The sequence below is a fragment of the Cellulosimicrobium sp. KWT-B genome, from assembly GCF_002127155.1.
GTDB lineage: Bacteria > Actinomycetota > Actinomycetes > Actinomycetales > Cellulomonadaceae > Cellulosimicrobium > Cellulosimicrobium funkei.
Map to the genome: position 1 here is coordinate 184,043 of NZ_NEDO01000002.1, position 26,124 is coordinate 210,166.

At 75.5% G+C, this 26,124-nt stretch carries 20 protein-coding genes; 7 read left to right on the forward strand and 13 right to left on the reverse strand.

Features of this window, described 5'->3' with window-relative positions; translation table 11 throughout:
* Positions 1 to 10: 10 nt before the first annotated feature.
* The 4 genes from B9L22_RS07060 to B9L22_RS07075 form a co-directional block, all read right to left on the reverse strand.
* Positions 11 to 1,405 carry an alanine--tRNA ligase-related protein gene (locus B9L22_RS07060; RefSeq protein ID WP_086149820.1) on the reverse strand — a complete coding sequence of 465 codons (1,395 nt, stop codon included), beginning with the start codon at positions 1,403 to 1,405 and terminating at the stop codon, positions 11 to 13.
* A 143-nt stretch (positions 1,406 to 1,548) separates the two neighbouring features.
* Entirely contained in the window at positions 1,549 to 2,502 is a 954-nt protein-coding gene (locus B9L22_RS07065; RefSeq protein ID WP_086149821.1) for a cold-shock protein, read from the reverse strand.
* Positions 2,503 to 2,589: 87 nt separating this feature from the next.
* Positions 2,590 to 2,844, reverse strand: coding sequence for a hypothetical protein (locus tag B9L22_RS07070; protein WP_086149822.1), 255 nt, complete (start codon positions 2,842 to 2,844; stop codon positions 2,590 to 2,592).
* 98 nt (positions 2,845 to 2,942) lie between these two features.
* The gene (locus tag B9L22_RS07075) at positions 2,943 to 5,030 is read right to left on the reverse strand and encodes a hypothetical protein (RefSeq protein WP_143317141.1); all 2,088 of its coding nucleotides are present in this window, start codon (positions 5,028 to 5,030) and stop codon (positions 2,943 to 2,945) included.
* Between the two features lie 192 nt (positions 5,031 to 5,222).
* Between B9L22_RS07075 and B9L22_RS07080 the strand changes: the two genes are divergently transcribed.
* Both B9L22_RS07080 and B9L22_RS07085 read left to right on the forward strand, forming a co-directional pair.
* Entirely contained in the window at positions 5,223 to 6,479 is a 1,257-nt protein-coding gene (locus B9L22_RS07080) for an APC family permease (protein WP_304441586.1), read from the forward strand.
* Positions 6,480 to 6,539: 60 nt separating this feature from the next.
* The gene (locus B9L22_RS07085; protein WP_086149824.1) at positions 6,540 to 7,397 is read left to right on the forward strand and encodes an META domain-containing protein; all 858 of its coding nucleotides are present in this window, start codon (positions 6,540 to 6,542) and stop codon (positions 7,395 to 7,397) included.
* Positions 7,398 to 7,477: 80 nt separating this feature from the next.
* Here the strand turns inward: B9L22_RS07085 and aspA are convergent, their stop codons facing one another.
* The 6 genes from aspA to B9L22_RS07115 form a co-directional block, all read right to left on the reverse strand.
* Entirely contained in the window at positions 7,478 to 9,007 is a 1,530-nt protein-coding gene (gene aspA / locus B9L22_RS07090; protein WP_086149825.1) for an aspartate ammonia-lyase, read from the reverse strand.
* Between the two features lie 48 nt (positions 9,008 to 9,055).
* Positions 9,056 to 10,636, reverse strand: a complete 1,581-nt coding sequence (locus B9L22_RS07095) for a glycoside hydrolase family 43 protein (protein ID WP_086149826.1) — start codon at positions 10,634 to 10,636, stop codon at positions 9,056 to 9,058.
* Positions 10,633 to 13,083, reverse strand: coding sequence for a glycoside hydrolase family 3 N-terminal domain-containing protein (locus tag B9L22_RS07100; protein WP_086150193.1), 2,451 nt, complete (start codon positions 13,081 to 13,083; stop codon positions 10,633 to 10,635). The genes B9L22_RS07095 and B9L22_RS07100 overlap by 4 nt, the downstream gene beginning before the upstream one ends.
* Positions 13,084 to 13,252: 169 nt before the next feature.
* Positions 13,253 to 14,146 (reverse strand): carbohydrate ABC transporter permease, encoded by an 894-nt coding sequence (locus tag B9L22_RS07105; RefSeq protein WP_043657187.1) that lies wholly within the window; start codon positions 14,144 to 14,146, stop codon positions 13,253 to 13,255.
* Positions 14,146 to 15,174 (reverse strand): carbohydrate ABC transporter permease, encoded by a 1,029-nt coding sequence (locus tag B9L22_RS07110; RefSeq protein ID WP_074803268.1) that lies wholly within the window; start codon positions 15,172 to 15,174, stop codon positions 14,146 to 14,148. Before B9L22_RS07110 ends, B9L22_RS07105 begins: the two co-directional genes overlap by 1 nt.
* An 8-nt stretch (positions 15,175 to 15,182) precedes the next feature.
* Positions 15,183 to 16,472: an ABC transporter substrate-binding protein gene (locus tag B9L22_RS07115; RefSeq protein ID WP_043660009.1), complete on the reverse strand. Its 1,290-nt coding sequence runs from the start codon at positions 16,470 to 16,472 to the stop codon at positions 15,183 to 15,185.
* A 191-nt stretch (positions 16,473 to 16,663) separates the two neighbouring features.
* On the opposite strand from B9L22_RS07115, the gene B9L22_RS07120 reads away from it, so the two are divergent.
* From B9L22_RS07120 to B9L22_RS07130, 3 genes are all read left to right on the forward strand, one after another.
* Positions 16,664 to 17,665 (forward strand): LacI family DNA-binding transcriptional regulator, encoded by a 1,002-nt coding sequence (locus tag B9L22_RS07120; RefSeq protein ID WP_021482631.1) that lies wholly within the window; start codon positions 16,664 to 16,666, stop codon positions 17,663 to 17,665.
* 655 nt (positions 17,666 to 18,320) lie between these two features.
* Positions 18,321 to 18,740 (forward strand): hypothetical protein, encoded by a 420-nt coding sequence (locus B9L22_RS07125; RefSeq protein ID WP_034652356.1) that lies wholly within the window; start codon positions 18,321 to 18,323, stop codon positions 18,738 to 18,740.
* Between the two features lie 105 nt (positions 18,741 to 18,845).
* The gene (locus tag B9L22_RS07130; RefSeq protein ID WP_233139836.1) at positions 18,846 to 20,129 is read left to right on the forward strand and encodes a PrsW family intramembrane metalloprotease; all 1,284 of its coding nucleotides are present in this window, start codon (positions 18,846 to 18,848) and stop codon (positions 20,127 to 20,129) included.
* On the opposite strand, the gene B9L22_RS07135 is transcribed toward B9L22_RS07130, so the two are convergent.
* Positions 20,089 to 20,766, reverse strand: coding sequence for a helix-turn-helix domain-containing protein (locus tag B9L22_RS07135; protein ID WP_086150195.1), 678 nt, complete (start codon positions 20,764 to 20,766; stop codon positions 20,089 to 20,091). The genes B9L22_RS07130 and B9L22_RS07135 overlap by 41 nt on opposite strands.
* An 83-nt stretch (positions 20,767 to 20,849) precedes the next feature.
* On the opposite strand from B9L22_RS07135, the gene B9L22_RS07140 reads away from it, so the two are divergent.
* On the forward strand, positions 20,850 to 22,055 hold the full coding sequence (locus B9L22_RS07140; RefSeq protein ID WP_086149827.1) for a benzoate/H(+) symporter BenE family transporter: 1,206 nt from the start codon (positions 20,850 to 20,852) through the stop codon (positions 22,053 to 22,055).
* A 107-nt stretch (positions 22,056 to 22,162) separates the two neighbouring features.
* On the opposite strand, the gene B9L22_RS07145 is transcribed toward B9L22_RS07140, so the two are convergent.
* Together B9L22_RS07145 and B9L22_RS07150 are read right to left on the reverse strand one after the other, a co-directional pair.
* Positions 22,163 to 24,502 (reverse strand): LLM class flavin-dependent oxidoreductase, encoded by a 2,340-nt coding sequence (locus B9L22_RS07145; protein WP_086149828.1) that lies wholly within the window; start codon positions 24,500 to 24,502, stop codon positions 22,163 to 22,165.
* Positions 24,499 to 25,446, reverse strand: a complete 948-nt coding sequence (locus B9L22_RS07150; RefSeq protein WP_086149829.1) for an LLM class flavin-dependent oxidoreductase — start codon at positions 25,444 to 25,446, stop codon at positions 24,499 to 24,501. The genes B9L22_RS07145 and B9L22_RS07150 overlap by 4 nt, the downstream gene beginning before the upstream one ends.
* A 90-nt stretch (positions 25,447 to 25,536) precedes the next feature.
* Between B9L22_RS07150 and B9L22_RS07155 the strand changes: the two genes are divergently transcribed.
* Positions 25,537 to 26,076, forward strand: a complete 540-nt coding sequence (locus B9L22_RS07155; protein WP_086149830.1) for a MarR family winged helix-turn-helix transcriptional regulator — start codon at positions 25,537 to 25,539, stop codon at positions 26,074 to 26,076.
* Positions 26,077 to 26,124: the final 48 nt, after the last annotated feature.

Genomic DNA, 26,124 nt, shown 5'->3' on the forward strand with positions numbered 1-26,124 from the left:
GCGACCCGCACTATTCCCCGCTCGCGGCCGCCCGGGAACGCGCCTGCTGGCGCGCACGCTGCTCCGCGTAGCCCTCCTGCCAGTCGACGGCGAGGGGCATGTCGCGGCGGCGGACCTCGTCGACCGCCAGCTCGACGGGGAACCCCCAGGTGTCGGCGAGCACGAACAGGTGGTCGCCCGTGACGGTCGTGCCCCGGAGCCTGTCGAGCTCTCGGAGCCCTCGGTGCACCGTGCGCCGGAAGCGCGACTCCTCGTCCCGCAGCACGCCGCTCAGCTCCTCGCGCTGCTCGACCAGGTTCGGGTAGGCGTCGCGGTACGACCCGGCCACGACGGCGACGAGGTCGTCGACGAACCGGTCCTCCAGCCCGAGCCGGAGCGCGTGCACCACGGCCCGGCGCACGAGCCGCCGCAGCACGTACCCGTGGGCCTTGTTGCCTGGCCGCACGCCGTCGGCGGCGAGGAACGTCGCGGCGCGCACGTGGTCCGCGATCACGCGGAACGGGCGCGGGTCGTCCTCGTACGTGCGACCGCTCAGGTCCTCGAGTCGGTCGACCAGGGGCCGCAGCAGGCTCACGTCGAACACGTCGGGCGTCGCCGTCGCGGCGGCGGCGATGCGCTCCAGCCCGCCCCCGAAGTCGATGCTCGGCTCGTCGAGGAGGACGAAGCCCTCGCTCGTGCGGCGGTAGCGCATGAACACCTGGTTGCCGATCTCGACGAACCGCCCGCCCTCGCTCGCCGGATGGGGCTCCCCGGTCGACGGGTCGTGGAGCTCCGGGCCGAGGTCGTAGAAGACCTCCGAGTCCGGCCCGCAGGGGTCGCCGACAGGCGTGCCCTCCAGGCCACCTCCCCGGCTCCACCAGTTCTCCTCGGCGTCGTAGAGGAAGACCCGGCCGCCGCGCATGCCGTCGCGGTCCCCGTCCGCACGCGACCCCACGTCCACGACCGACGCCTCGATGCCGTGCTCGGCGAACACCGTGACCCAGGCCTGGGCCGCCGTCTCGTCCCGGGGGATCCCGTGCTCGACCGACCCGCGGAAGCACGTGACGTAGAGGCGCGAGAGGTCGACGCCGACGAGCGCGAGGAAGTCGGCGAACCACCGGACCTGCCGCTCGACGTCGGCCGACCCCAGGCTCCAGTTGCCCAGCATCTCGAAGAAGGTCGTGTGCCGTCGGTCGCCGACCTCGTCGATGTCCTGCGACCGCAGGCACGGCTGCGAGTCGACCAGGAGCCGCCCGGCGGCGTGCGGACGCACGCCGAGCAGGTAGGGCATCAGCGGCTGCATGCCCGCGCCCGTGAACAGGGTCGTCGGGTCCTCGCGCAGGACGAGGGGCGCTCGCTCGATCACGGCGTGCCCCCGGGCGGCGAAGAAGTCGAGGTAGGCCGAGCGGATCTCCTGGGCGTCCATCCGACGACCCTAGGGACCGGCACCACCGACTTCCAGGGCAATCCCCGCGGCCCCCGGCGAGGACGACCGCGCCCCGCCGCGGTGGGACGCGGCGGGGCGGGTGCGGGGCGGGGCGGCTCGACGGGAGCCGCGCCGCCCCTCGCTCAGATCAGCTCGACGCCGTCGGCCTGCGGCCCGCGGTCGCTCTGCCGGATCTTGAACCGGACCCGGTCACCCTCCTCGAGCTCCTCCCCGCCGCGCACGACGGACACGTGCACGAACAGGTCCTCGCCCCCGGCGTCGGGCGTGATGAAGCCGAAGCCGCGGTCGGCGTCGTACCGCGCGACCGTGCCCTCGCCGCCGCGCACGCGCCCGCCGGACGCCGGACGACCACGGTCCGAGCCCGGTCGACCACGGTCCGAGCCCGGTCGGCCGCGGTCCGGCCCCGGGCGCCCGGAGCCTCCCACGAGCTGCACGTTCCGGGCGTTCGGCCCCTTGTCGCCCTCGACGACGTCGTACGTCACGCGCGCACCCTCGGCGAGCTCGGTGAGCCCGCGGCTCAGGGCGCTGACGTGCACGAAGATGTCGTCCCCGCCGCCGTCGGGAGCGACGAAGCCGAAGCCCTTGACGTCGTCGTACCAGGACACGGTGCCGTCGGCGCCGTCCGCCGCGGGCTGCGCGGCCTGCGCGCCGAGCGGCAGCAGGTGGTCCGCCTGCGGGCCCTTCTCGCCCTCGACGACGAGGAACGCCACGCGCTGCCCCTCCGTGACGACGCCGCCCCCGACGATGGCCGAGCTGTGCAGGAAGATCTCGTCGCTGCGCCCGTCGGGCGTGACGAAGCCGTAGCCCTTGGCCGGCTCGTACCAGACCACCGTGCCGAGCACGCCCACGGGCGCGTCGGCGGCGCGGTCGCCCGTCACGCGGACGCGCCGCGCCTGCGGGCCGCGGTCGCCGGTGCCCATCTCGAACTCGACGACCTGCCCCTCGCGGAGCTGCTTCGGGCCGTCGTCACCGACGATCTCGGACGCGTGCACGAACAGGTCCTCGGCCTCGTTCCCGAGGTCGATGAAGCCGAACCCTCGGTCGGCGTCGAACCATCGGACTGTTCCCTGGGGCACCTAGGACTCCTTGCATCGACAGACAGTGCTGCTCCTAGTGTCCCCGACGGCGCCGCGCCCCGGCGCCGCGGGACCGCTCGGTCGGCCTCAGCGGCCGGTGCCCGACGCGCCGGCACCCGGCTCCGCGCCCGGGTCGTCGACGTCGTCGCCGCTCCAGCTCCGCTCGTCGCCCGGGTCGACGTCGGTGGGGACCTCGGGGTCCTTCGGCAGCGCGTCGTTGGCGAGCGCGGGGAACGCCCCCGCGGTGCCGATGTCCGGCTCGCCGCGGGCCGGTTCCTGCTCGTCCCGCCAGTCCTGCTCGTCGCCGGTGCCCCGGCGGTCCTGCGGCTGCGACGCGGTCATGAGCGGGCCCTCCTGGTCTCCGGCCCGGCCGCCTGGTCGACCGGGCGCACTCCCTCGACCGTACGTCGCCCCGCCGGGCTCACCACCCGGGCCGCGGGCTACGGCGCCGCGGCGGGGACGACGGGCTTCCCCTCGTCCGCCGGGTCGTCCGTCCCGTCGACCACCGGATCGTGCTCGACCGCCGGGGCCGCGTCCGGCGCGGCAGGCGCGGCAGGCGCGGCAGGCGCGGCGGCCGCACGACGGCGGCGCACCACGAGCACGACCGCACCGGCGAGCGCCGCCACGACGAGGAGCACCGCGCCGATCCCGACCCACGGCGCGACGGCGGCGCGCGACGACGCGTCGTCGGCCGCGGCGTCGGCCTCGTCGAGGCGCCCGGCGTCGAGCGCGGCGCGTGCGTCGGCGGTCGAGCCGTCGACGTCCAGCAGGAGGCGGCCGAGGTCGGCGAACGGCCCGCCGCCGGTGCTCGCGGCGACGGCGTCGCCGACCGTCCCGACGACCTCGACCGTGCGCGGCAGCACGGTCGCGAGCGCGGCGTACTCCTCGGCGGTGCGGGCGCTCTCGTACTGCGTGCGCACGGCGGCCGGTTCGGGCAGGCCCGCGTCGTCGGCGGCCTCCTGGACCTGGCCGGCGGCCGCGGCGGCGTCGGGCCCGATCGCCTCCCGGGCCGCGTCGGCGTCCGCGAACGCCCAGTCCGTCATCGCGGTGCGCAGCCCCGCGGGCGGCAGCCACGCGCCGTCGGCCGCGTCGAGGGCGACGTAGGCCTCGCGGGCCGGGCCCCGCGCGTCGAGCAGGGCGGTCTCGTCGGCGTCGGCGACCCACGTGCGGTAGGCAGCCTGGGCGTCGGCGACCTCGCCGCGCACCTCGACGAGGTCGAGGAAGCGACGCCCGTCGGTCAGGCCGGGGCGGCCCGGCTCGCCGGGCGCGTCGTAGGCGCTCTCCCCCGCGTACGCGGCGGCGACGAGCGACCCGAGCGCCTCGTCGTCGAGCCCGCCGACGAGCGCGGACACGGCCGTCCACGCGGCGGCGTACGCGTACTCCTCGGTGGCGTCGGCGCCGTCCTGCACGTCGACGTCCGCCCAGGCGACGAGCGGGAGCGCCTCGGCCGCGTCGCGCGCGGGGGCCGGGAACGTCTCGGTCGGGCCGCCCGTCTGCGCCGCGACGCGCTCCCCCACGACCTCGGCCAGGCCCTCGGACACCCACCGGTCCGCGAACCGGTCCCCGGCGAGCCACGCGTGCGAGAGCTCGTGGAAGAGCAGCCCGGCGTCGAGGTCCTCGGGGATGACGATCTCGCCGGACCCGCGGTCGAACCACGCGTACCCCAGCACCTCGGGCGACACGTCCTCGCGGATGCGCTCGAGGTTCCCCGGCCACGGCATCCCGACGACGCGCTCGAGCGTGGGCAGCCCGGCGGCGACCTGCTCCGCGACGAAGGCGCTCCACTCGGCGTCGCCCGGGAAGCTCTCGAGCACGAGCTCCGTCCCCGCGGCGTCGACCGTGGTCGTGTCGACCTGCGCCGGGTCCCGGAGCGAGACGAACGACCACGTGCCGAGGTCGTCGGTGCTCTCCGTCGCGCGGTGCGTCCGGGTCGTCCCCTCGAGGATCGGGGTGAACCCGTCCCACGTGCTGTCGAAGTCCATCGACGTCGGGGTGACGATCTCGACGGTCACCTGGCCCGGGTCCCCGGCGGCGCTGACGGCGAACGTCGCGTACCCCGGCCCGACGCGCGTGTACCCCTCCGAGCGGATCGGCTCGCCCGGGATCGTGTAGGCCCACTCCACGGTCCGCTCGCGCCCGTAGTTGAGGGGCGAGAACGAGACCCGCGCGGCGCTCGTGGCCGGGTCCTCCGTCGGCTCCAGCGTGACGGGGAGCGTGGCGCCGCCGCTCGTCGCGGTGACGTCCGTCGCGCCCGCCGGCACGGGGATGCCGTAGGCGTCCCAGTAGTAGAAGTACTGGCCGCTGTCCGGCTGCTCGTTGCGCAGCGTCGTCGTCACCCGGACCCGGACCGGGCCGGTGCCGTCCACCTCGTAGCGGACGTGCGACGTCTCCGACAGCCCGTCACCCGGGTCCGCGCTCGCGACCCCCGGCGCCCCCACCACGACCGCGCCCGCGAGCACCCCCACGAGCACCGCGCGCGACGCCGTCCGCCCCGCGCGCCGCCCGTCGCCGGACCCTCCTGAGACCACCCCTGCACCGCCGTCCTCGCCGAAGCGCACAGCCCGTCGCCCCCCGCTCGTCGGGACCGGTCGACGACGACCGGAACGGGACACCGGCGGGAACTGTACCGGCTCCCGGGGACGCTCCGGACCACGCCCCCGTGCGGGTGCCGGGCCGCCGTCGGACACCTCGTGGACACCTGGTCCTGGCACGCTGTGCGGGTGACCACCGCACCCGGCCAGCCGTCGCTCGCCCGCCGCCTCGGCACGACGGACGCCGTCGTCGTCGGGCTCGCGTCCATGGTCGGCGCGGGCGTGTTCTCGGCGTTCGCCCCGGCGGCGGCCGCGGCGGGGACGGGCCTGCTCGTCGGCCTCGCGCTGGCCGCCGTCGTGGCGTACGCGAACGCGACGTCGTCGGCCCAGCTCGCCGCGCAGCACCCGACGTCTGGCGGCACGTACGTGTACGGGCGCGAGCACCTGGGCCCGTGGTGGGGCTACGTCGCGGGGTGGGGCTTCGTCGTCGGGAAGACGGCGAGCTGCGCCGCCATGGCGCTCGTCCTCGCCGCGTACGCCGCACCGCCCGGGTGGGAGCGTCCCGTCGCCGCCGCGGCGGTCGTCGTGCTCACCGCGGTCGGCTACCGCGGCGTGACGCGCACGGCCCGCCTCGCGCGCGGGGTCGTCGCGGTCGCGCTGCTCGCGATCGCGACGGCGGTCGTCGCGAGCCTCGCGGGGACGACGCCGCGCTGGTCCGTCGTCCTCGACGCCGACGGCGCGCACGGCGGCTGGTACGGCGTCCTCCAGGCCGCAGGGCTGCTGTTCTTCGCGTTCGCCGGGTACGCGCGCGTCGCGACGCTCGGCGAGGAGGTGCGCGACCCGCGCCGCACCATCCCGCGCGCGGTCCTCGTGTCGCTCGGGACCGTCGTCGTGCTCTACGCCGTCGTGGCGGTCACGCTCCTCGCCGTGCTCGGGCCCGCCCGGCTCGCGACGTCCGCCGCGCCGCTCGCCGACGCCGTCGCGGCCGGGTCGTGGGCGTGGGCGGGACCGGTCGTGAGCGTCGGCGCGGTCGCCGCGAGCGCCGGCGCGCTCCTCGCCCTCCTGGCCGGGGTGAGCCGCACGGGGCTCGCGATGGCCCGTACCGGCGACCTGCCGGGGTGGTTCGCCGCGGTGCACCCCGTGCACCGGGTGCCGCACCGCGCAGAGCTCGCGGTCGGGGCGGCGGTCGTGCTGCTCGTGCTCACGACGGACCTGCGCGGCGCGATCGGGTTCTCGTCGTTCGGGGTGCTCGTCTACTACCTCGTCGCGAACCTCTCGGCGCTGCGCCAGACCGCGCCGCACCGCCTGTACCCGCGCGCCCTCCCGGTGCTCGGCGCGCTCGGGTGCGTCGCGCTGGTCGTCACGCTGCCCGTCCCGAGCGTGGTCGCGGGGGTCGTCGTGCTCGCGGTCGGCGTCGCGCTGCGAGCCGTGCGCGTCCGGTCGTAGCCTTCCGCGCTGCTCACCGTCCGGCTGCAAGACCCGCGGGCCCCGGGACACGAGCGAGCTATGAGCGGAGACCGGGCCGTGCGTACGTCCGCGGCGACGATCGCCGCCCTCCTGGCGGTCGGTCTCGCCACGGGCTGCGGCGCCCCCGACGGCACGACCCCCGGGGCGCCGGGCACGTCCGGCTCGGACCCCGTCGGGCTGGTCGGGATGTGGCGGGTCTCGGGGGCCGACGGCGAGGGCCCCGACACGTGGCTGCGGCTCGACGCCGGGCAGTACATGCTGTGGGGCGACTGCGGCGCGTACGTCGAGGGCGGCTGGGAGGCGGCAGGCCGGGCCTTCGTCGCCTCGGACCCGTACGCCGCCGCGGCGGCGTGCGGCGCGGCGGGGATTCCCGAGATCCCGTGGCTGCGCACGGTGGTCGCCTACGAGCCCGACGGCGAGGGCTGGCGCCTGCTCGACGCGGACGGCGACGCCGTCGCCGGGCTCCAGGTCGACGGCGCCCCGGCCCCGATCCCCGACGCCGCGGAGCACTTCGCGCAGGCCCCCGAGATGACCGACGACGTGCGGGCGGCGTTCGACCCGCCCGCGCCGCTGCCGGGCGGCCTCGCGCCCGCCGAGGTGCGGGACCTCGTCGGGCGGTGGGAGCCGGCCGCACGCTCCTCCACCGACCCGCACGTCGTCTTCCACGAGGACGGGACGTGGTCCGGCTCCGACGGGTGCAACGGCGGCGGGGGCGCGTGGGCCCTGGACGACGGCGGTCGCCTGCTCGCGACCACGGGCCTCCAGACCCTGATGTGGTGCGAGGGAGAGAGCGTCCCCGGCTACGTCGCCTCGGCCGCCCGTGCCGGCCTGGACGGCGGTCGGCTGGTGCTCGTCGGCCCGGACGGCACGGAGATCGCTCGCCTCGTCCGGGGATGACGCCGCTCCGCCGCACGATCGACCCGAGCGGCGGGATCGACCCTCGGGCCGACCCGACGGCGGGCAGGTCGCCCTCGGCCTCAGGACTCGGGCTCGGGCTCCGGGGGCGCGCCGGTGGCGTCGTCGGACTCGACGACGCGTGACGACTCGCCCTCCTCGCCCGCGGGCGGCAGGCCGCGCTCGTCGGGCGCGTAGTAGCGGCCGGTGTACCGGGGGCGCAGGAAGTTCTCGGTCGTGAGCACGGCGTCGACCTCCTCGGCCGTGAGCAGGCCGCGCGCGACCACGACGTCGCGCACGGAGGCCCCGGTCCGGGCGGCCTCCGCGCCCACGAGGTCGCCGTTGCGGTGGCCGATGATCTCGTTGAGGTACGTGACGATGCCGATGGAGTCGAGCACGTGGCGGCGGCAGACCTCGACGTTCGCGGTGATGCCCGTGACGCACTTGGTGCGCAGCGCGACGCACGCGTTGGTCAGCAGGTGCAGCGACTCGAACATCGACTGCGCGAGCCCGGGCTCCATGACGTTGAGCTGGAGCTGCCCGGCCTCGGCGGCGTGCGTGATCGTCACGTCGTTGCCCATGACCTTGAAGCAGACCTGGTTGACGACCTCGGGGATGACGGGGTTCACCTTGGCGGGCATGATCGACGACCCGGCCTGGAGCTCGGGCAGGTTGATCTCGCCGAGGCCCGCGCGCGGCCCCGACGACAGCAGGCGCAGGTCGTTGCAGATCTTCGACAGCTTGGCCGCGAGCCGCTTGAGCGCGGAGTGGACGGCGAGGTAGGCGCCGTTGTCGTAGGTCGCCTCGACGAGGTTCTCGGCCGGGACGGTGTGCAGGCCGCTCACCTCGGCGAGCCGTCGCGTCGCGACCTTCGGGTAACCGGGCGGGGTGTTGAGCCCGGTGCCGATCGCGGTCGCGCCGAGGTTGACCTCGAGCAGCAGCTCGCCCGCGACCTCGAGCCGGCGGATCTCCTCCCCGACGTTCACGGCGAACCCGGCGAACTCCTGGCCGAGGCTCATGGGGACCGCGTCCTGGAGCTGCGTGCGCCCCATCTTCAGGACGTCCGCGAACTCGGACGCCTTCTCGTCGAACGCGCGCTCGAGCCGCCGCACCTCGCCCTGGAGCCGCGCGACGAGCTCGTGGACCGCGAGCCGGAACCCCGTGGGGTAGGCGTCGTTCGTGGACTGCGAGCGGTTGACGTGGTCGTTGGGGTTGATGACGTCGTAGCGGCCCTTCTCGAACCCGGCGAGCTCGAGCGCGAGGTTGGCGACGACCTCGTTGGTGTTCATGTTGACGCTCGTCCCGGCGCCGCCCTGGAACACGTCGACGGGGAACTGGTCGAGGCACCGCCCGTCGCGCAGGATCGCGTCGCACGCGGCGACGATCGCGTCGGCGACGTCGCGCTGGATGGTGCGCAGCTCACGGTTCGCGAGCGCCGACGCCTTCTTGACCATCACCATGCCGCGCACCATCTCGGGGACGTCGCTCACCGTCGTCCCCGAGATGCGGAAGTTCTCCATGGCGCGGACCGTGTGGACGCCGTAGTAGGCGTCCGCCGGGACCTCCTTCGGCCCCAGCAGGTCCACCTCGGTGCGTGTCCGTTCGCTCGACATGCCCCGACCGTAGCCCGGCCGCATGCTCCCGCACGCCCGGGCGACGCGTCAGGCCACCGGCTCGTACACGAACCGCTCGACGCGCACGACGGACGCGCTCGGGCGGCCCTCGCTCGTCGCGTGCACGCCGAGCCAGAGCCCGAGGAACCCGCCCGCGGCGGCGCTGTCGAGCGTGCGCCCGTCGACCGTCGCGACGTCCACGACCGGCCCGTCCGCGGGCCCGGCGACGAGCCCGTAGTCCTGCCCGCGCACGCGCAGACCGACGACGACCGGCTCCCCGGGGGCGGCGGTCACCGTCGTCTCCCCGACCACCGCGTCCGTGCCGCCGCGCCGGTGCACCGCGACGACGCGCCGCTCGTCGCCCGGGCCACCGTCGACGAGGAGCCGCACGTGGTCCTCCTCGGACTGGCGCACGACGACGCCCGCGCGCTCCCCCGCCACGGCCGGGACCTGCACGGTGACCGTCACGTCGACGTCGCGGTGCTGCTGGCGCACGCCGAGGAACGCGGGCGCGCCCGGCTCGACGAGCGTCGTCGGGCGGACCGGGAGGTCCCAGCCCTCGCCCGCCGGGGTCGCGACGTCGCGCGGCAGGGCGCGCACCGCCGTCCAGCGCGGGTCGTCCGGGCGGACGACGCCGCTCGCCCCGCCCTGGACCGCCGTCCGGGGCGCCGGGCTCGCGAAGGGGACCTCGACGGCGTCGGGCACGCGGCCCTCACCGGGCGCGAGGACGGGCCACCCGTCCTCCCACACGACGGGGACGAGGAACGTCTCGCGGCCGAGCGGGTAGTGGTAGCCGCCGTAGACGCGCATCGCGAGCAGCACGGCCCACCACGAGCCGTCGGGCGCCTCCACGAGGTCGGCGTGGCCCACGCCGACGACATCCACGCCGCGCCCGAGGTGCCGGTGCGTGAGCACGGGGTTGGCCTTGTTGCCCTCGTACGGCCCCGTGACCGACGACGCGCGCGCGACGGACACCGCGTGGTGGAAGTCCGTCCCGCCCTCGGCCGCGAGCAGGTAGTACGTGCCGTCGACCTTGTACAGGTGCGGGCCCTCGGCCCACACGGCACCGCGCACGGCCCCCGTCCACACGACGTGCTCGGGGCCCACGAGCGTGCACGTCGCGGGATCGAGCTCGCGCACCCACACCTCGGTCTGGTGGAACCACTCCGGCTCGGGCGCGAGGCGCGTGCCGTGCAGCCAGACGCGGCCGTCGTCGTCGAAGAAGATCGACGGGTCGATCCCCGCGACCCGCTCGCCGTCCTCGTCGCGCAGCCACACCGGGTCGGACCACGGCCCGGCCGGGTCGGTCGCCGTCATGACGAAGTTGCCGCCGCGGGAGTCGTCGTCCGGGTCCACGAGCGTGCACACGAGCCAGAACGTGCCGTCGTGGTGGCGCAGCGTCGGGGCGAACAGGCCGCCCGACGAGCGGATGCCGTCGTAGTCGAGCTGCCCCGACCGGTCGACGACGTCCCCCACGTGCTCCCACGTCGCGAGGTCGCGGCTGCGCAGCACCGGCAGGCCGGGCAGGTACTCGAACGTCGAGGTGACGAGGTAGAAGTCGTCACCGACGCGGCACACCGACGGGTCGGGGTTGCACCCGGGCAGCACCGGGTTCTGGACGCGCGTCATGCGCGCTCCCCCGCCTCGACGCGGGCGGACACCTCGACGGCGACGAGCCGCTCGTCCGCGGCCGTGACCTCGTGCAGGGGGCCCGTGACGGCGATCGTCGCGCGCGCGGTCGCCGCGCCCGGCACCACGTGCCGCGCGGCCGGCGCGGACTCGTTGACGATCGCGCCGCCGGTCGTCGACCCGAGGTCGCCCGCTCCGGGGGCGGAGTCGACGGCCGCCGCGTGCGCGCCGACCCACACCTCGACGTCGCCCGGCTCGACCACGCGCACGAGGCGGCGGTCGGAGAACGCGAGGCGCGTCGTCGGGACGCGGAACGTCACGCGGCGCGACTCGCCCGCAGCGAGGTCGACGCGGGCGTACCCGAGGAGCTGCGCGACGGGCCGCGGCACGGAGCCCACGACGTCGCGCGCGTACAGCTGCACGACGTCCGCCCCGGCCACCGGGCCCGTGTTGGTCACGGTGACCGCGGCGCGGAACGTCCCGCCCGCCGCCACGGCCGTGTCGACCTCGAGGTCCGCGTACGCGAACTGCGTGTACGACAGCCCGAACCCGAACGGCCGCACCGGCGTCGGGTCGGTGGACGTCACGTCGGACGGCCCGCCGAGCACCGGGTGGAGGTAGGAGTAGGGCTGCGCGCCGCCCGCGCGGGGCAGCGACACGGGCAGGCGGCCCGAGGGGTTCACCGCGCCGACGAGCACGTCCGCGACGGCGCGCCCGCCCTCCTCGCCGGGGAAGAAGCCCTGCACGACGGCGGCCGGGACGCCGTCGCGCGACGACCCCGCGTCGAGGGCCCAGCCGATCGCGTAGGGACGGCCGGTGAGCAGCACGAGCACGACCGGCGTGCCCGTCGCGACGACCTCCTCGACGAGCCGTCGCTGCACGCCCGGCAGCTCGAGCGACTCGACGTCGTTCCCCTCGCCGACGGTGCCGCGCCCGAACAGCCCGGCCTCGTCGCCGACGACGACGACCGCGACGTCCGCGTCCCGCGCGGCGTCGACCGCGGCCGGGATCTCCGTGACGTCGTCGCCCTCGACCGCGCACCCGCGCACGTACGTGACGTCGGTGCCCGCCCCGGCGAGCGCGTCGCGCAGCGACTCGAGCACCGTCGGCAGCTCGATGCCCGCCGGGGTGCCCGGGTGGTGCGCGAGCACGTGGTTGACGAACGAGTAGCAGCCCATGAGCGCCTCGGCCGAGTCGGCGTCCGGCCCGACGACGGCGACGCGCCGCGGGGCGGTCGTCGCGCCGTCGGCCCCGGGCCGCACGAGCGGGAGCACGCCGTCGTTCGCGAGCAGCACGAGCGACTCCTGCGCGAGGCGGCGCGCGGTCGCGCGCTGGCGCGGGGTGTCGAGGTCGACGGCGGTCGGCGGCTCGTCGGCGTAGGCACCGGGGTCGAGCAGGCCCAGCTCCTCCTTCTGGGTGAGCAGGCGCAGCACGGCGCGGTCGACCCACGCCTCGTCGAGCGCGCCCGACCGCACGCGCTCGGCGAGCGGCGCGAGGTAGGCGTCGCCCGTCGGGAGCTCGACGTCCAGGCCCGCCCGGAGCGCCTGCGCCGCCGCCTCGCCGCGGTCGGCCGCGACGCGGTGCATCACCTCGAGGAACGCGACGCCGAAGTAGTCGGCGACGACGACGCCGTCGAACCCCCAGCGCTCGCGCAGCACCTCGGTGAGGTGCTCGGTGCTCGCGTGCAGCGGCACGCCGTCGACGTCGACGTACGACGCCATGACGGACCGGGCGCCGCCGTCGCGCACCGCCATCTCGAACGGCGGGAGGTAGACGTCCGCGAGTTCGCGCGGCCCCGCGCTCACGGGCGCGTGGTTGCGCCCCGCGTGGGAGCCCGAGTACCCGACGAAGTGCTTGAGCGTCGCGTGCACGCCCGCGTCCTGGAGACCGCGCACGTACGCCGTGCCGACCGTGCCCACGAGGTACGGGTCCTCGCCGACGCACTCGTCGACGCGGCCCCAGCGCGGGTCGCGCACGACGTCGAGCACGGGCGCGAGGCCCTGGTGGACGCCGAGCGTGCGCATCGACTCCCCCACCTCGCGCGCCATCTCCTCGACGAGGTCCGGGTCGAACGACGCGCCCCACGCGAGCGGCGTCGGGTACGTCGCGGCCTGCCACGCGGCGAGACCCGTGAGGCACTCCTCGTGCACGATCGCCGGGATCCCCAGCCGCGTCCCGGTCCGCAGCCGCCGCTGCTCCGCCCACAGCCACGCCGCCCGCTCCGCCGGGTCGACGGGGCGCGTGCCGTACACGCGCGTGTAGTGCCCGATCCCGTGCTGCGTGATCTCCGCGAGCCGGCCGCCGTCGGCCTGGCCGGCCGTCATCTCCGACTGCATCGGGGCGACGGTGCCGTTCTGGTCGAGCCAGTAGCCGACGAGCTGCGCGAGCTTCTCGTCGAGGGTCATGCGCGCGTGGAGCGCGCGCACGCGCTCGGAGACCGTGGGCATCTGCGTGGGTGCGGGGCGCGGGGTCGGCGCGGGGTCGGCGCCCGGGGTCGGGCTGCCGAGGGGTGCCGTCGGGACGGCAGGGACGACGTCGGTCACGGGACCGTTCTCCTTCGGTGGTGGCCCCGTCCCGCGCGCGGCGCGAGACGGGGCAGGGTGCGGACGGGCGTGGTCAGCCCTTCACGGCGCCGGTGAGGCCCCCGACGATGCGCCTCTCGAACAGCGAGAAGAAGACGAGCGCGGGGATCATCGACAGGGAGGTGAAGGCGAGCACGCGGGCGGTGTCCACGGAGTACTGCGACGCGAACGCCTGCACGCCCAGCGGGAGCGTGTACGACGTCTCGTCGTTGAGGATGAAGAGCGGGAGCATGTAGCTGTTCCAGCTCGCGACGAACGCGAGGATCCCCACGGTGATGACGCCCGGCAGGGACAGCGGCACGACCATCCGGAAGAAGAAGCCGAGGCGGCTCGCGCCGTCGATCGACGCGGCCTCCTCGATCTCGCGCGGGATGGCGCGCAGGAACGGCACCAGGATGATGACGGTCGTCGGGAGGGCGAACGCGATCTGCGGGAGCACGAGGCCGCCCACGGAGTTCATCAGCCCGAGCGAGCGGATCATGATGTACAGCGGCGTGATCGCGACCGTCATGGGGAACATCAGGCCCGCCGCGAACAGCGCGTAGAGCGCCCCGCGCCCCACGAACGAGTAGCGGGCGATGACGTAGCTCGCCATGAGGCCGAGCACCACGACGCCGAGCGTCGTGAGGAGCGCCGCGACGAGCGAGTTCCCGAGCTGCTGCCAGAACAGCGAGCTCGACAGGACCTCGACGTAGTTGACGACCTGCCACGGGTCGGGCAGGCCCGACGGGTCGGCCGTGATCTGCGCGTTGGTGCGGAACCCGCCGACGACGATGTACGCGATCGGCGCGAGGCACACGCCCACGAGCAGCCACGCGACCACGTAGGTCAGCGGGCCGCCCCGGCCGATGCCGGAGCCGCGGGGCTCCTTCGGGGTCTTGACGCCGGCGGGACGCTCGGGCGCGGGTACGGCGGTGACGGTGGCCATCACTTCTTCCCTTCCGTGATCGCGCCCTCGGTGTCACGGCGCAGGACGTACCGCTGGTACACGAGCGCCACGGCGAGGGAGATGAGGAACAGCACGACCGCGACCGCGCTGCCGTACCCGTAGTTCCCCGCGTTGCGGCCGTTCGCGACCATGTAGGTCGCCATGGTCGACGTGCCCGCCGTCGAGGCCACGTACTGGCCCCAGATGATGTAGACGAGGTCGAACAGCTGGAGCGAGCCGATGATCGACAGGAACGCCCAGATGCGGACCGTCGGGCCCAGCAGCGGGAGCGTGACGTAGCGCTGCGCCTTCCAGTAGGACGCGCCGTCGATCGCGGCGGCCTCGCCCAGCTCGTCGGGGATGCCCTGGAGGCCCGCGAGGAAGAGGATCACGGCGAAGCCGATGTACTTCCACGTGATGATGAGCAGCAGGGTCCAGATCGCGACGTCGGGGTCGGCGAGCCAGTCGACCGCGAGGAACCCGAGGCCGATCTTCTCCAGCAGGTCGTTCACGGCGCCGGTCGTCGAGAGCATGAGGCTGAACCCCGTGCCGACGATCACCTCGGACACCACGTACGGCACGAACACGAGCACGCGGACCACCGAGCGGCCGCGCATGCGCCGGTTGAGCATGAGCGCGACGACCACCGCGACCGGGCCCTGGAGCACGAGCGACATGAGCACGATGAACCCGTTGTGCCGCAGCGCCGCGAGGAACTCGGGGTCGCGGAAGATCGTGAGGTAGTTCTCGAACCCCACGAAGTCCGTCGGCGGGCCGAAGCCCTTCCACTTGAAGAACCCGTAGTACGCCGCCATCAGCACGGGCACGATGACGAACGTGAGGAAGACGACGAGCGCCGGCCCGGCGAGCACCGCGATCTCGGCTCGCTGGCCCCAGCGGCCGCGGCGCGGGCGGCGGGCCCGCGCCGCGGCGGCCGGGGGCGGCCCCGCCACGGCGCCGGCGCCGCCCCCGGCCCGGTCCTCGGGCGTCGTCGTGCTCGGCGAGGTCTCGCCCTGGGACACGGTCATGGCTCCGGTTACTCCTTGGCCGCTGCGGCGTTCGTCGTGTCGACGATGTCCTGCGGCGTGCCCTTGCCGGCGAGCAGGTTGACCACGGAGGTGTTGAGCGCGTTGCCGACGTTCTGCCCGAACAGCGTGTCCAGCCAGACGGTGACGTACGGCGCCTCGTTGTAGGCCTCGAGGATCGAGACGAGCGCGGGCTCCGTCACGACGCCCTGCGCCTCCTTGCTCGCGGGCAGGGTGTGGAACGCGGTGGCGTACGCCTCCTGCGACTCCTTCGACATGATGAAGTTGAGGAACTCCGCGCACTCGGCGGGGGCCTGGGCCGAGCAGGAGAACCCGTCGACGCCGCCCATCATGGCGCCGGGCTCGCCGTCACCGCCCTCGACGGCCGGGAACGGGAACCACTGCAGGTCCGCGAGCGGCTTCTCGTCCGGCGTGAGCGACGCGATGACGCCGGGGTTCCACGCGCCCATGAGCTCCATCGCGGCCTGGTGGTTGGCGATGAGGCCCGCGGACGAGCCCGCGCCCTGCTGCGCGGAGGTCGTGAGGTAGCCCTGGTTGAAGGGCTCCGTCTCGGCGAACGCCTGGAGGTCCTCGCCGGCCTTGAGCCAGCACGGGTCGTCGAAGCTGCGCTCGCTCGCCGCCGTGTTGATGGTGTCCTGCGAGCACTCGCGCAGGGCGAAGAAGTAGTACCAGTGCGCGGCCGGCCACGCGTCCTTCGCGCCGAGCGCGATCGGCGCGACGCCCGCGGTCTTGAGCTGGTCGACGACGCCCTCGAGCTCGCTGATCGTCGTCGGGTTCGCCGTCACGCCGGCCTGCTCGAACAGGTCCTCGCTGTAGTAGACGCCGCCGGGGAGGATCGAGACCGGCATCCCGTAGACCTTGCCGTCGACCGTGAAGGCGCTGAGCGCCGCGTCGCCCACGGCCTCGCGCGTGGTGTCGTCGATCGCGTCGGTGAGGTCCATCGCCTGGCCGGCCTCCACGACGTCGGCCAGCTTGCCGCCGCCGCGCGCCATGAAGATGTCGGGCGCGTCGCCCGAGTTGAGGGCCGTCTGGAGCTTGCCGTCCATGTCCTCGTTCTGGATGGCCTGGATCTCGATCGTGACGCCGGGGTTCGCCTCCTCGAACGCCGCGACCGTCTCCTCCCAGTAGGCCTTGCCCTCACCGGTCGTGGAGTTGTGCCAGAAGGTCATCGAGACCGAGCCGTCGTCCGAGCCGGAGTCGCCTCCGCCTCCGCAGGCCGTGAGCACGAGCGTGCCCGCCAGGGCGACGGCGGTCGCCGTCAGGAGCTTCCGAGACTTCATCGTTCCGTCCTCTTCGTCGAGTCGCACCGGGGCGCACGCTGCCTCGAGCGCGCCGGGCCGCCACCGCTGTGGGGCCGCCGGTAGCGACTCTGGCAGGCGCGACAGGGTCGTGTCAATCGATATCGATAACGTTTTACACACGACGTGGCGGGGGCCTCCGGACGCCCTCGCCAGGGGCTACTGTCATCCCCATGCGCTCCACGGGAAGAGTCACGATCGGCGACGTCGCGCGCACCGCCGGCGTCTCCGTCGCGACCGTCTCCAAGGTGATCAACGGTCGCTACGGCGTCGCGCCCGAGACCTCCCGTCACGTCCAGCAGGTCATCGACGACCTCGGGTACGAGTCGTCGATCGTCGCGAGGAGCCTGCGGAGCAGCAAGACCAACGTTATCGGGATCCTCGTCGCCGAGTTCGAGCCGTTCTCGACCGAGCTGCTCAAGGGCATCTCCGAGGCCGTCGACGGGACCGGGTACGAGCTCCTCGCCTACTCCGGGGGCCTGCGCCGCGACGACCGCGTCGGATGGGAGCAGCGCTCCCTGTCCCGCCTCGGCGGCACCCTCATCGACGGCGCCATCCTCGTCACGCCCACCGTCGTCGCGCGCGGCAGCTCGATCCCGGTCGTCGCCGTCGACCCGCACCGCGGCCCGTCCGACCCCCCGACCGTCGACTCCGACAACCTCGCCGGCGGCCGCACCGCGACGCAGCACCTCCTCGACCTCGGCCACCGCCGCATCGGCTTCCTCGCCGGCCGCCCCGACCTCGAGTCCGCGCGCCTGCGCGAGCAGGGGTACCGCGAGGCGCTCGCCGACGCCGGCATCGCCTTCGACCCCGACCTCGTGCGCGTCGGCGGCTACCGCCCCGACCTCGCGGACTCCCCCGCGCACGAGCTCCTCTCGCTCCCCGAGCGCCCCACCGCGATCTTCGCCGCCAACGACCTCTCCGCGATCCGCACCATGGAGGTCGCCGCCGAGCTCGGCCTCCGCGTGCCCGACGACGTCTCCGTCATCGGCTTCGACAACGTGCCCGAGTCCGCGCTCACCACCCCGCCCCTGACGACCGTCGACCAGCCCATCCACCGCATGGGCACCGAGGCCCTGCGCCTCATCGTCGACCTCGTCGAGGGCCGGCAGCGCGACCCCCACGTCCGCCTCCCCACGACCCTCGTCGTCCGCGGCACCACCCGCGCCGTCTGACCCATCGGCCCGCAGGACGGCGCCGCCGTCGCGGGCCAGAGCCGTGGTCCGGCGAGGTAGAGCCCTGGTCGGCCGAGGTAGAGGCGAGGTCCCGCCGAGGTAGATCCGTGGTCCCCCGGGGTAGAGCCCTGGTCGGCCGAGGTAGAGCCCTGGCTCCGCGGGGTAGAGCCCCGGTCGGCCGAGGTAGAGCCGCGGTGCCTCGGGGTAGAGCCGAGGTCACACCCGACGCCGCGGCCTCGCCGCGGCGTCCAGGCTGGCCGCGCCCGACGTCGGCCGGGCACCCGGGGCGGCCAGGTCGCCCGTCGGGACCGGGGGCGGGCCGACCAGGCCATCCGGGCAGCGCGAGCAGGCGGTTCCGGCGCGTCCGTCGGCCAGGACGCACCCGATCCACCTGCTCGGCACGACGGCGGTCGGTCCGCACCCGGCGACCGTGGCGCCGCCGCGGGAGGTCGCCCGGGCGATGCTCGCCTGCGGGGCGCGGAAGGCGGGGCGACGCCCGCCGTCGGCCCGGCGACCCGGGCTCTACCCCGCGGGACCACGGCTCTACCTCGCGAAGCCAGGGCTCTACCTCGGCGGGGCGGCGGCGTCGGAATCCTGGGCGCCTCGTCGTCGTTATGTCATCAGTACCACTGTCGACAGACCTTGAGGAGGTCAGGTGGCCCGCCTCGCACGCCGCGTCCAGGTCGAGAACGACTTCGGCGAGATCATGCACTACGACCGTCACACCGGCGGTGGCTTCGTGTCGCCCCACGCCCGCGTCCCCGAGTCCGTGCCCGTCGGGTGGGGCACCTACGTCGAGAAGGGCGCCGTGGTGGGCCACGGCTGCCGGCTCGGCGACGGCACCTGGATCGACCGGGACGTCGTCCTCGGCCGCGACGTCCGCGTCGGCGACAACGTCCGCATCGCCCCCGAGGCGCGCGTCGGCGACCGTGCCCGGGTGGGCAGCGGCGCGCGCGTCGGACGCCGGGTGCTCGTGGAGGCCGGCGCCGTCGTCCCGCCGGACGAGATCGTGCCCGACGACGCGACCGTGCGCCGCCGGGGCGGCCTGCGCTCCGGGTACGACGTCGCGGCGTAGCCCCACCCCCCGGCCACCGCGTGGCGCGACCTCCCCCGGTCGCCGCGCGGCGCGCCGGGCGGACGCCTTCCCGCGTCGCCCGCCGGGTGCGTAGCCTTACCGCCCGTGACCTTCCCGCCGCACGGCCCGGCCGTCCCCCCGCCCCAGCAGCCGCCGCACCCGCTGGGCCCGGCGGGTGCCGCCGTCCCGCTCGACCCGCGCGCCGTGCTCGAGGGCCGGCCGCCGGGCCGCGCGCGCGTCGGCGTCATCGTGACGATCGCCGTCGCGAGCCTGTGCCTGCTCGTGGGCCTCGTGCTCGCGGCGCTGTCCGGGGTGGGCACGTTCACGGTCGGGCTGTTGCTCGCGCTCGTGCCGCTGGGCATCTGGGTGCCGGTCGTGCTCGCGCTCGACCGCCTCGAGCCCGAGCCGCCGAGCGCGCTCGTCGTCGCGTTCCTGTGGGGCGCGGGGATCGCGACGCTCGTCGCGGGGATCCTCAACACGCTCGGCCTGGAGCTGCTCACCGCGCCGCTGTTCGGCGAGGAGGTCGGCTGGTACGTCGTCGCGTCGTTCGGGGCGCCGTTCGTCGAGGAGATCCTCAAGGGCGCGGTGCTGTTCGGGATGCTCTGGTTCCGGCGCCACGAGATCGACGGCTGGACCGACGGCGTGATCTACGCCGCGATGGTCGCCCTCGGGTTCGCGGCGGTCGAGAACGTCACGTACTTCATCATGGCTGCGCAGGACGGCACGCTCGGCCCGACGTTCGTGCTGCGCGCGATCATCACCCCCCTGCTGCACCCGCTGTGCACGGCGCTCACGGGCCTCGGCGTCGCGAGCGCGGCCACGAGCCCGCCCGGGCCGCGCCGCGTGTTCGCGCCGCTCGGTGGTCTCGCCGCGGCCATCGCCCTGCACATGCTGTGGAACGCCTCGACCGGCTTCGGCCCGCTCGCGCTCGGGGTCGCGTACCTCGCCGGGCTCGGGGTGCTGGTCACGCTGGTCGTCCTGCTCGTCCGGGACCGACGCCGCACGGTCGCGACGATCCAGCGCCAGCTCGTGCCCTACGTGCCGACGGGCCTCGTCACGCCCGCCGACCTCGCGATGCTGTCGACGCTCGCCGCGCGCCGCCAGGCGCGCGACTGGGCCCGCCGCACCGGTGGCGCGGGGGCCGCGCACGCGATGCGCGACTACCAGCAGGCGGCGACGGAGCTCGCGCTGCTCCACGACCGGGTCGAGCGCGGCGCCGTCGAGGCGTGGCGCGTCGAGGGGCAGCGGCGCGCGCTGCTGCAGCTCATGCTCACGGCGCGCCAGGCGTTCCTCGTCCGGGCCCCGCAGCCGCCGCCGGCCCCGTGGTCGCCGGGCGCGCCGTCGGGGTTCACGTCCGGCGCGTGGGCGCCGGGACCGGGCCTGCGGTAGCGGGCCGCTCGCCGCGTCGCGGGGGCGTGCGGATGACGAGCACCGCGTCGACCGGTGCCCCGTCGAGCGCGCGGTAGGAGTGCTCGGCGTCCGACACCCAGCGCAGCTCGTCGCCCACGGTCACCACGGCCTCCGCGCCACGACGCCCCGCGCGCACGCGACCGGACGTCACGAGCAGGTGCTCGACGACGCCCGGCCCGTGCGGCGGCGACGTGCGGTCCGCGGAGGGCTCGAGGTGCAGGTGGTAGACCTCGACGGCGGTGCCGTCAGGCAGGTGGTGGGCGTCGAGGAGGCGGGCCCGGACGCCCTCGGACGACACCTCCGAGCCCGGCCGCTCGGCGAGGAGCGTCGCGAGCGGGACGCCGAGCGCCCCGGCGAGAGCGTAGAGCGTCGCGAGCGTGGGGTTGCGCGCGCCGTGCTCGATCTCGGAGAGCGAGCCCTTCCCGACGCCCGCCGCCGCCGCGAGCGCCGACAGCGACAGCCCGCGCTCGGCCCGCAGCGCCCGGATCTGGGCGGCGACCGCGGCGAGCGTCTCGTCCCCGCGGCGGTCCGACGGCGCGGGGGCACCACCGCCCGGGCCGTCGTCGTCCGACCCTGTGCTCGCTCCCGTGCCCGCCTGCGCTCCCCCGTCGCTCACGCGCGGCAGCCTACCGGCCGTGACCCAGGCCACCCTGGTAGCGTTCCGCAAACAGAACGGCTCGGTACGTCCGCTGGAGCAGCATGGAACCCGACCCGGAGCGCCTGCGCCCCGTCCTCGCCGGGCTCGTCACGGCCCTCGTCGGCTTCACGAGCTCGTTCGCCGTCGTGCTCGCCGGCCTGCGCGCCGTCGGCGCCACGCCCGACCAGGCCGCGTCCGGGCTCCTCGCCCTGTGCGTGACGCAGGCCGTCGGCATCCTCTGGCTGACGACGCGCCACCGCACCCCGCTCACGCTCGCCTGGTCCACGCCCGGGGCCGCGCTCCTCGTCAGCACGGGGGCGGTCGCGGGCGGCTGGCCCGCCGCGGTCGGCGCGTTCTGCGTCGTCGGCGGGCTCGTGCTGCTCACCGCGCTCTGGCCGCGCCTCGGCGACCTCGTCGCCGCCATCCCCACCCCGATCGCCCAGGCGATGCTCGCGGGCGTGCTGCTCACGCTGTGCCTCGCGCCCGTCCGCGCGTTCGTCACGACGCCGCTGCTCGTGGCGCCCGTCGTGCTCACGTGGCTCGTGCTGCTGCGGGTCGCGCCGCGCTGGGCCGCGCCGGCGGCGCTCGCGGTCACGCTCGCGATCGTCGGGTACGAGGCCGTGGGGAGCGGCACCCTCGCCTGGGCCGACGCCGTCCCCCGCCTCGACCTCACCGTCCCGACGCTCTCGTGGCAGGCGGTCGTCGGGCTCGCCGTGCCGCTCTACGTCGTGACGATGGCGTCGCAGAACGTCCCCGGCGTCGCGGTCATGGCCTCGTTCGGCTACCGCGTGCCGTGGCGCGAGACCATGACCGTCACCGGCCTCGCGACGCTCGCGGGCGCCACCGCCGGCGGGCACGCGATCAACCTCGCGGCGATCTCCGCCGCGCTCGCCGCGGGACCCGAGGCGCACCCCGACCCCCGACGGCGCTGGGTCGCCGCGCACACCGCGGGCTGGGCCTACCTCGTGCTCGCCGTGGGCTCGGCCGGCCTCGCCGCGCTGGTCGCGGCCGCGCCGGCCGGGCTCGTCGAGGCGGCCGCCGGGCTCGCGCTCGTCGGGACGCTCGGCGCCGCCGTCGCGGGCGCGGTCGCCGAGCCGCGGGGCCGCGAGGCGGCCGTCGTGACGTTCCTCGTCGCCGCGGGCGGGACGGTCGTCGCGGGCATCGGCGCCGCGTTCTGGGCCGTGCTCGCGGGCCTCGCCGTCCACGCGGTCCTCACGCTGCGCCGTCGGGCCCCCACCTCGGGGCAGAGCCCCGGCACCCCGAGGTAGAGCCCTGGTAGCGCGAGGTAGAGGCGTGGTCGTTGACCACGCCTCTACCTCGGCGGACCACACCTCTACCTCGGCGGACCGGGGCTCTACCCCGGCGGACCGGGGCTCTACCTCGGCGGGACGACGGCGGGCGCGGGCTCGTCCGTCGGGTGCGGCCCGAGGACGGGCAGGTTGTCGCGGAAGACGTTCGTCGGGTCCACGCGGCGCTTGACCTCTCGCAGCCGCTCCAGGGTCGCGGGCGGGAACGCGTCCGTCACGCGCTCGGTGCGCAGGTCGGTGTCGAAGCTGAGGTACATGCCGTCGAACACGTCGGCGAGCGCGTCCCACCGCGCGTCGAGACGGGACCGGCTCGCCCCCATCGCGACGACCGAGAAGTTCGCGGACCGGTGCGCGTACGCCGTCGCGTCGGCGGGCACGTCCGACGCCGCACCGCCCGTCGAGCGGATCTGGAAGAAGTACGTGTCCCCGCTCGTGACGAGGCCCGCGAGACGCGCCGACGCCTCCGGCGTGAGGTGCTCCAGCAGCCCGGACCGCGACACGGGCTCGCCCTGCCCCCCGTGCGGGCCGGGCGGGGGCGCCGAGACGACGGCGTCGTACGGCACGATCTGCGCCGTCGCCCGGGCGAGCAGCGGGGAGATCGCCGCGAACGGCTGGAGCCGCGCGAGGACGGTGTCCGGGTCGTCGGAGTCGACCATCGTCATGGACTGCGCGACGACGGGCTGCCCGGGCCGCGGCCGCCCGACGATCAGGAAGCTCGTCGTGTCCCGCGGCGAGGCCTCCACCGTGGCGCCCCAGCGCTCGAGGAACCCGGCGAGGTCCGACGCGTCGTGCACCATCTGCGCGAACCCCACCGCGGACACCTCGTCCGCGACGAGCTCGAACGACGTGACGATCCCGACCTGCGCCCCGGCGCCGCGCACGGCCCAGAACAGGTCCGTGTTCTCGTCGTCGCTCGCGCGCACGACCGAGCCGTCGGCGAGCACGACCTCGACCGCGCGCACGTGGTCGATCGTCAGGCCGTGCGCCCGGCCGAGGAAGCCGATGCCGCCCGCGGTCGCGAGACCGCCCACCCCGACGCCGCCGGAGTCGCCCGACGTGATCGCCCAGCCGCGCGGCGCGAGCGCCGCCGCGACCCCGCCCCAGCGCGCGCCGGGGCCGACGCGCACGAGGCGCGCGGCGTCGTCGACCACCTCCACCTGGTCGAGCGCGCCGAGGTCGAGGACGATGCCGCCGTCGTTCGTCGAGCGTCCGCTGATCCCGTGCCCGCCCGAGCGGACGGACAGCGGCACCCGGCGCGTCACCGGCTGGGCGCGCGCGAAGGCGAGCGCCTCGACGACCTCCGCGGTGTCGCGCGGGCGCAGCACGAGGCCCGGCGAGCCGCCGCGCAGGTAGTTCGAGCGCACGCCCGCGTACGCGGCGTCGCCCGGCTCGACGGCGCGCTCCGCGAGCGAGGCGGGGACGTCGTCGTACGCGATGCCGTCGCGACGCGCGGACCGCACGGCGAGCGGCACGACGCGCGACGTGTCGGTGCCCCGCTCCGCGCGCGCGGCGTCGACGGCGTCGCGCAGGGCGGGCGCGACCTCGTCCGCGAACCGGCGGGTGGTGCGCTCGTCGTCGGTCGCGAGGACCAGCGTGGAGACGCCCTCCTCCAGGACGAGGGGCAGGAGCCGCTCGAGCCAGGCTGCGGGCGGCCCGGAGAGGTCGGGGGCGCCCCCGAGGCCGGACGCCTCCGGGACCGCGTCGAACGTGCCCGACACGTTGAGCAGCCGCGTCACCTCGCGCGGGTCGCGCCCGACGGCGGCCGCCGCCTCGTCGATGCGCGCGTTGCCCGCGCGCAGCCCGTCGAGGCCCACGCGGCCCAGCGACGGGAGCCAGCCGTCGGCCTTCTCCCCCACGAGGCGCAGCATCCGCGGGCCGAGCGCGCCCAGCCACAGCGGGATGCGGCGCGTGGTGCCCGGGCCGGGCGTCGCGCCGTCGAGCCGGTGGTGCCGGCCGGGGACGAACAGCTCACCGTCGCCGTCCTCGCCCCAGATCGCCCGGATCACCTCGATCGCCTCGGTGAGCGCGTCCACGGACTCCCCCGGCGTGAGCCGGCGCGTGCCCATCGCCGCCATCGCGTCCCAGAAGGACCCCGCCCCGAGGGCGAGCTCGACGCGCCCGTCGGAGAGCAGGTCGAGGCTCGCCGCCGCGCGCGCCAGGACGGCGGGCGGCCGCATCGGGACGTTGACGACGTCGGGCGCGACGTGGATGCGCTCCGTCGCGGACGCGACGTACGACAGCAGCGTCCACGTGTCGAGGAAGCGCGGCTGGTACGGGTGGTCCTGGAACGTCACGAGGTCGTAGCCGGCGTCCTCCGCGACGCGCGCGAGCCCGACGGTCGCCTCCGGGTCCTGCGCCGCCGGCGTGACGAACGTGCCGAACCGGAGCGGGTGGCCGTAGTCGGTCATGCGTGGGCCCCGCCGTCGGCCGGTGCGACCGGTGCCGGGCCGTCGGTCGTGCCGCGCGCCGCGGCGACGAGCTCGCGCGCCGCGGGCGCGACCTCCTGGCCCACGACGGCGAGCGTCGTCGGGTCGTCCCCGCCGACGATCCACGTGGACACGCCGTGCTCGAGCGTCACCTCGGCGACCTGCTCGGCCCACTGCCGGGGCGACCCCTGGAGGAACCCGGCGCCGCCGTCGGCGGTGAACCGGCCGCCGACGTTGAGCAGGCGGCGCACCGCGCGCGGGTCGCGGCCCGCCTCCTGCGCGGCAGCGTCGATCGTCGCGTTGCCCTGCGCGAGCGCCTCGAAGCTCTGCAGGTACGCGAGCGACGGGAGCCAGCCGTCGGCCTGCGCGCCGACGAGGCGCAGCATGCGGGGCTTGAGCGCCCCGACCCAGATCTCGACGTCGTGCGCGGGGGCGGGGCCCCGCTTGGCGCCGTCGACGTGGTGGTACGTGCCGCCCACCTCCAGGCGCTCGCGCGTCGTCGTGTCCCACAGCCCGCGGATGACGTCGATGCCCTCGGAGAGCGCGTCGACGGACTGCCCCGGCGTGAGGCGCTCGCCGCCCATCGCGACGATCGGGTCCCAGAACCCGCCCGCGCCCAGGCCGAGCTCGACGCGCCCGCCCGACAGCCGGTCGAGGCTCGCGACGGCGCGCGCCAGCACGGCCGGCGGGCGCAGCGGCAGGTTGAGCACGTTGCCCGCGAGGCGGATGCGCTCGGTGCGCGCCGCGACCCAGGACAGCAGGGTCCAGGTGTCGAGGAACGCCGCCTGGTACGGGTGGTCCTGGAAGGTCACGAGGTCCAGGCCGACCTCCTCGGACAGCTGCGCGAGCGCGACCGCCTGCTGGGGCGCCGCGGCGGTGGGCGTGACGAAGGACCCGAAGCGCAGGTCGTGGCCGTAGTCGGGCATGGCTCCTCGCGATCTCAAGATACGTTGTTGAGCAGAACATATCGAGAACAGATAGGTGGTGCAACCGCATTCCCGCGGTACCCTGAGCGGATGAGCACGAGCGCGACGACCGCCGCACCCACCGGCCCGGCCGAGCTCCCCGGCCGCCTCGAGGACCTCGGCTGGCACCTCGGTGTCCTGCTGCGCGCCTACCGCGCGACCGTCGAACAGGCGCTCGACGACGTCCCGCACGGCACGCGCGGCTACCAGGTCCTCGTGACCGTGACGCAGGGCGACCACCCCACGCAGCTCGCGCTCGCCGAGCACCACGGCATCGACCGCACCGTCATGACGTATCTCGTCGACGACCTCGTCGCGTCCGGCCTCGTCGAGCGACAGCAGAACCCCGCGGACCGGCGCGCGCGCCGCGTCGTCGCGACGCCCGAGGGCCGCCGTCGTCTCGCCGGGTGGGCCGCCGCCGTGCACGACGCCGAGGAGGACCTCCTCGACATGCTCTCGCCCGACGAGCGCGGCACGTTCCGCACCCTCATGCGCCGCGTCGCGTGCGACCTCCGCGACATCGACGCCGGCACCGACCCGTGCGCCGTCGCCGAGCACACCCTCCGCGGCACCACCACCCCGCCGAGGTAGAGGCAAGGTCACCCGAGACAGAGGCAGGGTCCGCCGAGGTAGAGCTGT

What these genes read in the sequence shown, in the direction of transcription:
- B9L22_RS07060 (WP_086149820.1), bottom strand. Translation starts at nt 1,405, where the DNA reads ATGGACGCCCAGGAGATCCGCTCGGCCTACCTCGACTTCTTCGCCGCC.
- B9L22_RS07070 (WP_086149822.1), bottom strand. Translation starts at nt 2,844, where the DNA reads ATGACCGCGTCGCAGCCGCAGGACCGCCGGGGCACCGGCGACGAGCAG.
- B9L22_RS07085 (WP_086149824.1), top strand. Translation starts at nt 6,540, where the DNA reads ATGAGCGGAGACCGGGCCGTGCGTACGTCCGCGGCGACGATCGCCGCC.
- aspA (WP_086149825.1), bottom strand. Translation starts at nt 9,007, where the DNA reads ATGTCGAGCGAACGGACACGCACCGAGGTGGACCTGCTGGGGCCGAAG.
- B9L22_RS07095 (WP_086149826.1), bottom strand. Translation starts at nt 10,636, where the DNA reads ATGACGCGCGTCCAGAACCCGGTGCTGCCCGGGTGCAACCCCGACCCG.
- B9L22_RS07100 (WP_086150193.1), bottom strand. Translation starts at nt 13,083, where the DNA reads ATGCCCACGGTCTCCGAGCGCGTGCGCGCGCTCCACGCGCGCATGACC.
- B9L22_RS07105 (WP_043657187.1), bottom strand. Translation starts at nt 14,146, where the DNA reads ATGGCCACCGTCACCGCCGTACCCGCGCCCGAGCGTCCCGCCGGCGTC.
- B9L22_RS07110 (WP_074803268.1), bottom strand. Translation starts at nt 15,174, where the DNA reads ATGACCGTGTCCCAGGGCGAGACCTCGCCGAGCACGACGACGCCCGAG.
- B9L22_RS07115 (WP_043660009.1), bottom strand. Translation starts at nt 16,472, where the DNA reads ATGAAGTCTCGGAAGCTCCTGACGGCGACCGCCGTCGCCCTGGCGGGC.
- B9L22_RS07120 (WP_021482631.1), top strand. Translation starts at nt 16,664, where the DNA reads ATGCGCTCCACGGGAAGAGTCACGATCGGCGACGTCGCGCGCACCGCC.
- B9L22_RS07140 (WP_086149827.1), top strand. Translation starts at nt 20,850, where the DNA reads ATGGAACCCGACCCGGAGCGCCTGCGCCCCGTCCTCGCCGGGCTCGTC.
- B9L22_RS07145 (WP_086149828.1), bottom strand. Translation starts at nt 24,502, where the DNA reads ATGACCGACTACGGCCACCCGCTCCGGTTCGGCACGTTCGTCACGCCG.
- B9L22_RS07150 (WP_086149829.1), bottom strand. Translation starts at nt 25,446, where the DNA reads ATGCCCGACTACGGCCACGACCTGCGCTTCGGGTCCTTCGTCACGCCC.
- B9L22_RS07155 (WP_086149830.1), top strand. Translation starts at nt 25,537, where the DNA reads ATGAGCACGAGCGCGACGACCGCCGCACCCACCGGCCCGGCCGAGCTC.